The sequence below is a fragment of the Luteibacter sp. P4_E6 genome, from assembly GCF_056401535.1.
In genome coordinates, this window is the sequence record NZ_JBFUJE010000221.1 from 1 (window position 1) to 6,472 (window position 6,472).

Annotated in this window: 4 protein-coding genes; all 4 read left to right on the plus strand. The window is 62.2% G+C overall.

What is annotated here, in order from left to right:
* Positions 1 to 594 (plus strand): trans-sulfuration enzyme family protein (locus AC1DT2_RS13595; RefSeq protein WP_477296827.1); only part of this gene is annotated, 594 nt, incomplete at its 5' end.
* A complete protein-coding gene (locus tag AC1DT2_RS13600) occupies positions 591 to 1,436 on the plus strand; it encodes an ABC transporter permease (RefSeq protein ID WP_477296829.1) in 846 nt (281 codons plus the stop codon). The genes AC1DT2_RS13595 and AC1DT2_RS13600, both read left to right, overlap by 4 nt.
* Positions 1,426 to 2,778 (plus strand): ABC transporter ATP-binding protein, encoded by a 1,353-nt coding sequence (locus tag AC1DT2_RS13605; protein WP_477296831.1) that lies wholly within the window; start codon positions 1,426 to 1,428, stop codon positions 2,776 to 2,778. Before AC1DT2_RS13600 ends, AC1DT2_RS13605 begins: the two co-directional genes overlap by 11 nt.
* Positions 2,775 to 6,472: glycosyltransferase (locus AC1DT2_RS13610; protein ID WP_477296833.1), on the plus strand; the 3,698-nt coding region annotated here is incomplete at its 3' end. The genes AC1DT2_RS13605 and AC1DT2_RS13610, both read left to right, overlap by 4 nt.

Sequence of the window (6,472 nt, forward strand, 5' to 3'; positions counted from 1 at the left end):
ATCGAATACGGTGCCGACCTGGTTCTTCATTCGGCGACCAAATACCTTAACGGCCACTCCGACATTGTGGGCGGCATCGTGGTCGCGGCGGACGACGAGCTTGCGGAGCGCATGGGCTTCCTGCAGAACTCGATTGGCGCCGTGGCCGGCCCCTTCGATTCGTTCCTTGCCATGCGTGGCCTGAAGACCTTGCACCTGCGCATGCGGCAGCACTGCGAGAGTGCGCTTGAACTCGCCCGTTGGCTCGAAAGCCATCCCGCGATCGCCAAGGTGATCTATCCGGGCCTGCGAAGCCACCCGCAGCACGCCCTGGCGCGTCGTCAGATGGACGGGTTTGGCGGCATCATTTCGGTTGAAGTACATGGCGGCAAGACGAAGGCCCGCAAGGTGCTCGAGCGTTGCGAGCTGTTCGCTCTCGCCGAGTCACTGGGTGGCGTCGAAAGCCTGATCGAGCACCCAGGCATCATGACCCACGCCTCCATTCCGGCGGCGACGCGAAAGAAGCTGGGCATCTCCGACGGTCTTATCCGGTTGTCGGTGGGCGTCGAAGATATAGCCGATCTCAGGGATGAGCTCGAGTCCGTCCTGGCATGAGTGCAGTTCGCGTGCCCTCCGGTGTGACGCGGGTACCGCTACACCCGTTGGGGCCTTATCTATCGCTAGCCCACCACGCACGGCTCGTCTTCGAGCTGTGCAGGCGTGATATCACGGGCCGCTATCGCGGATCCATGGGCGGACTGTTCTGGGCATTCCTCAATCCGCTGCTGATGCTGGCGATCTATTCGTTCGTCTTCGGCTACATCTTCAAGTCGCGTTGGGCGGCTGCGGCCACGGGTGACGCACACTTCTCGATCGTCCTCTTCATCGGACTGATCGTGAGCAACTTCTTCTCGGAGTGCCTCAACCGTGCCCCGGTGCTCATTACCTCGAACGCGAACTACGTCAAGAAGGTGATCTTTCCCCTCGAGACGCTCGCGTGGGTGACGGTGGGTACCGGCCTGTTTCATGCGCTGATCAGCTGTATCGTCCTGGTTGTGGCGATGATTCTCACGGGCACGCATATCGCAGCGACCGCCGTCCTGTTTCCGCTGGTCATGCTGCTTTTCCTTCCCATGATCGCGGGCGTGACCTGGTTGTTTTCCGCGCTCGGCGTGTACTTTCGCGATACCCAGCAAATCATGACGGTCATGACCATGTCGCTGGTGTTCCTCGCGCCGATTTTCTACCCGCGGACCAGTCTTCCTGAGCAGTACCGCTGGGTGCTGTCGCTCAATCCGCTCACCTTCATCGTGGAGTCGGCGCGGGGCGTGATCCTCTGGGGACAGCTGCCGGCATGGCAGGACACCGTGGTGTACCTGCTGGCTTCCTTGTGCATGGCCTGGTTCGGTTGGCTTGCCTTCCACGCGACGCGAAGGGGTTTTGCCGATGTCATCTGACGATCTGGTCATCAAGGTCGACAACGTCAGCAAGCGTTACGAGATTTATGCGAAGCCCGTCGATCGCCTCAAGCAGATGGTCATGTCCGGTGCGCGGCGAATGATGTCTGCAGGCGAGGCACGTTACTTCAAGGAATTCTGGGCTCTCCACGGCGTGTCGTTCAGTGTTCGCCGCGGCGAATGCGTGGCGCTGATCGGACGCAACGGATCCGGCAAATCCACTTTGTTGCAGATCATCGCCGGGACCGTCGCACCGACCTCTGGCGAGGCATCCGTGGCCGGGCGCGTCGCTGCGCTTCTCGAACTCGGTTCGGGCTTCAATCCGGAGTTCACCGGCCTGGAGAACGTCTTCCTTAATGCGTCGTTGCTCGGCCTTTCCCGCGAGGAAGTCAATGCCAAGCTGGATGACATCCTGGCCTTCGCGGATATCGGTGATTTTGTCCATCAACCGGTCAAGACGTACTCCAGCGGCATGACTGTGCGGCTGGCATTTGCTGTCCAGGCGCAGATCGACCCCGATGTGCTTATCGTCGATGAGGCGCTCGCCGTAGGCGACGCCAGATTCCAGGCCAAATGCTTCGCGCGCCTGAAGACCTTGCGTGAACGTGGGACATCCATCCTGCTAGTCACGCACTCCACCGAGCAGGTGGTGACACACTGCGACCGCGCCATCCTGATCGACCAGGGTCACAAGCTCGAAGACGGTGCGCCGCGTCCCGTGGTGAACCGATATCTCGATCTTCTCTATGGGCGTCAGAAGAACGAGCAAGTCATCGAGAAGACCGGCGAACACGCGGGGGATGCTTCGGTGAGTCCCCAGCTTCACGCCCTCGATCCGGCTTTTGGCGAGCGTCATGACGCCTTCTTCACGTCCAGGCCTTCCTATAATCCTTACGAGCATCGTTGGGGCGACGGTTGTGCCGAGATCATGGATTTCGCCGTGTTTGCCGGTGACGAGGCGTTTCCGCAGGTTGTTCGAAGCGGAGCCGAGATTTCGCTGTACCTGCGTTTCCGTTTCAAGACAGACATGGTTCGCCCCATCCTGGGCGTCACGTTGAAAACCAAGGAAGGTCTGACGGTGTATGGAACCAACACCGAGATGGCCTTGATGGAGGAAGCCTTCCCCGCGGGGGAAGCCGGGCATTCCGGCGTGGTGCTTTGCCAGTTTTCGCTTAACTGCGCACCCGGCGACTATTTCCTCTCGGTGGGCATCGCCAGCCGCGACGGCAGCGGCGAAGCCGCGCCTCATGATCGTCGATACGACGCCATTCACCTCTGCGTGGAGCCCGATCTCGCCTTTATCGGCATTACGGATCTTGGCGCCCGACTGCAATTCCTATGACTCATACATTCGATCCGGCAAGAAGCCTCGCAAACTACCGCTTCGACGAAGCGTCCCGCTGCTGGCTGCGCACAGACGCGGTCCATGAGTGGGCCTACTCGGATGGGGAAGCCGTCGAGGAAAACCTCTTCGCGCTGATCGCCGCGTGTGCTGACAGATCGGTCCTGTCGGCGGAGCTGGCCGATAAGATTTCGGACTGGCCCACGCGGTACTACCTGAGCTCGCGACGTGCGAACCTCATGCGCCCGCTGGCGAATCTCCTGCGTGGAGACGTGCTCGAAATCGGCGCAGGCTGTGGCGCCATCACGCGCTACCTCGGTGAGACGGCGCGCTCAGTCGTTGCGATCGAGCCGTCGCCACGGCGCGCGCGCGTTGCCGCGAAGCGCTGTGAGGACCTCTCTTCGGTCAACGTGGTGGTCGAGAACCTTGAGGCGTTCGACACCACCGCCAGGTTCGACGCGGTCACCCTGATTGGCGTGTTGGAGTATGCGGAGCGTTTTTCCGATCGACCGGACGCCGCCCGGCACTGGCTCGAGTGCGCGCGGAAGTTGTTGAAGCCCGGTGGCGTGCTACTCGTGGCGATCGAGAACCAGCTCGGTCTGAAGTACTTCGCGGGAGCTCCCGAGGATCACCTTGGCAGGCCCATGCTGGGCGTCGCCGACCTGTATGCGAACACCGGCGCACGCACGTACGGGCGCGGTGCGCTAGCGCGCCTGATTCGCGAAGCAGGGTTCGCGGATGTCGGTTTCGCCTTGCCCTTCCCGGATTACAAGCTTCCTACGTCTGTCCTGCTTGCCCGGGGCGRCGATGCGATGCCGGGTTTCGACGGCGGCGCTGCTCTCGCGGCTGCTTCATCGACCAAAGATCCCCAGTTCGGCCGGCCGCCCCTGTTCGCGATTGATCGGACCTGGGAGGTCATGGCGCGCAATAACCTGCTGGTCGATGTCGCCAACTCGTTCCTTGTGGTCGCACATACCGCGGACGCCGTCGAGCTCTTCGGCGAGGAGAATGCGAAGGTCTCCGCTTATCACTTCTCGACGGAACGTGCTCGGCAGTTCGCCAAGCAGGCCACGTTCGAGCACGGCTCCGCCGGTGCATGGGTGCGCAGGAACTTCCTGGTCGAAGGCGTCGAACGCGAGAGCGGTACCTATGCCTGCCATCCCGCCGACGAAAGCTACGTGCACGGACGCACGCTTACCGATGAGATCTACGAAACCCTCCTTCGCGATGGGTGGCGTATCGAAGACGTGGGTGCCTGGGTCCGTCGCTGRCTTGACGCCGTGGCCATCCATGTCGGGATCGACCTGGATACGTTGCGCCTGTCCCGCTACAGCGCGGAGACCATGCTGCCCGGTGATGCCATCGACCTGGTGCCCCACAACCTTGTGCAGGCGGCGGATGGAGAGCCCCGGTTCATCGATCTGGAGTGGCGCAGCACTCATCCGGTGCCGCTTGGTTTTCTGGCGTTCCGTGGATTGCTGGAGCTCATTTCGGGTTGCGTATCGGTTGCGCGGCCTTTCGACCCGAAGCACGCGCTCGTCTCGTCGTTCATTGCCGATGCGATGCGGGAGTGCGGCGAGGATCTCTTGCTCCTCCCTGGTGATCTCGATCGCTACGTAGCGAAGGAGCGCCAATTCCAGGCTGCTGTCTCGAACGGTCGCTCGGACCTTTCGAGCGAGACGTTTGCCGCTGGGCGCATGCCGATTTCTATTGCCAGCGCGACGGAAGGTGCCTTGGTTCCCGCACTTCATGATCTTCAGGAACTGCGAGGACATCTGGCCGCCCTGCAGCGTCATCACGATGCGCTGCTGGCGGAGCACGAGCAGGTCGCCGTCTGGGCGCGCGGGCTGGATGTAGAGCTCCACGACGCGCGCGGGAATTACGCGAGGCTCGTCGCGGAACACCAGGATGTCGCCAGGTGGGCGAAAGGGCTGGATGAGCAACTCGCGAGCGCCACGCAGCATCTCGATGCCCTCGTCCAGGTGACGGAAGGCGAAAACGAGGTCGACGGTGCGATGCTTGGCGCATACATGCTGGAAGTCGCGACGCTGCGCCGCAACCTTGGTCTTGCGCGGCGCAGAGCGGACAGGCTTGCGGCAGAGGTCGATGTCTTCGAGCGAGCCGAGGCCACGAAGGCTGCCCAGATCGAACGCCTGCGTTCGGAAGTCGTCGTCGAGCGTGATCGGGCCGTGCAGTCCGCCGCGCAGAGTGAGCAACTCGAGGCGAAATGGCGCGCTGCGCGCGCTCGCGCGCAGGGGCTTGAGCAGGAGGTCGGTCGCCTTCGGCGCGTCGTGAACGGCGAACCTGCCGCATCGGACACGGGTGACAACCCTTTCGTGATCCCGCCGGACCTCGACGGCCAAGCGGAGCTTTGCCAGAAGCTTTACGGCGAGCAGCAAATGGCCTTGGCGGAGAGTCATTCGTCTCGCGCCCGCGAACATCAGGCATCGGCTGATCTTGCCACTGCGCTCAGCCGGCTATCCGCGTTGGAGCGCGATCTGACTCACGCGCGTAGCCTGCTCGATGAGATCGTTTCCTCGCAGTCCTGGCGGTTGACCCGCCCGCTGCGTTTCGCAAAGCGCCTTGCCCGTCGCGACTGGGCGGGTGTCGTCGATTCCCTTCGGGGTCAGCGTTGGGTGCAATCGCGCGCTTTGAAGCTGGTGCGAGCACCGGCGAAGCGCTTCCTTATGAAGCGGTCGGCCGCGCCYGTCCCGCTTGGCAACCTGCTGATGCAGTCGAACCTGGACCCCAAGGTCTTGCTCGAGGGTGTCTCGTTCACGCCGGTCGATCAGCCCGAGGTGAGCATCATCATTCCAGCGTACGGTCGTCTCGACCACACGGCCGCCTGCCTCAAGTCTATTCACACTCATTTGCCCCACGTGTCGATTGAAGTTCTCGTCGTCGAGGACGCCTCTGGTGACGCCGACATCGGTTATCTCGCCAAGGTGCCTGGCCTGCGGTACTCCGAAAACCCGGTCAACCTCGGTTTCCTTCGCTCGTGCAACCATGCCGCGACGATGGCGCGCGGTCGGTACATCTACTTCCTCAACAACGACACCGAGGTCACTGCCGGTTGGCTCGATGCGCTGGTGGACACAGCGAAGCGCTGGCCCGCCTGTGGCATGGTCGGYTCGAAGCTGGTCTATCCCGACGGGCGTCAACAGGAAGCGGGCGGCATCGTGTGGAAGGATGCCAGCGCGTGGAACTACGGTCGGCTGGACGATCCGTCACGCAGCATCTACAACTACACGCGAGAAGTGGACTACATCTCAGGCGCGTCGATCATGATCGAAAGGTCGCTGTTCGACTCGCTCGGGGGCTTCGATGAGCTGTACCTGCCCGCGTACTTCGAGGATGTCGACCTCGCCTTCAAGGTCAGGCGCGCAGGTCTCGAGGTCGTCTTCGAGCCGAAGTCCGTCGTCGTTCACTACGAGGGCATTTCCCACGGAACCGATACCAATTCCGGCATCAAGGCCTATCAGGTCGAGAACCAGAAGAAGTTTCGCGAGCGCTGGAAGGACGTACTGGATCGCGAACATCTGGCGAATGGCGACCGGCCGTTCCTTGCGCGGGATCGAAGCCAGAACAAGAAATCGGTTCTCGTCATTGATCATTACGTTCCGCAGCCGGACCGGGATACGGGCTCGCGTGCGGTGTATCAGCTCCTCATGCTTCTTGTGGCCAATGGCTACTC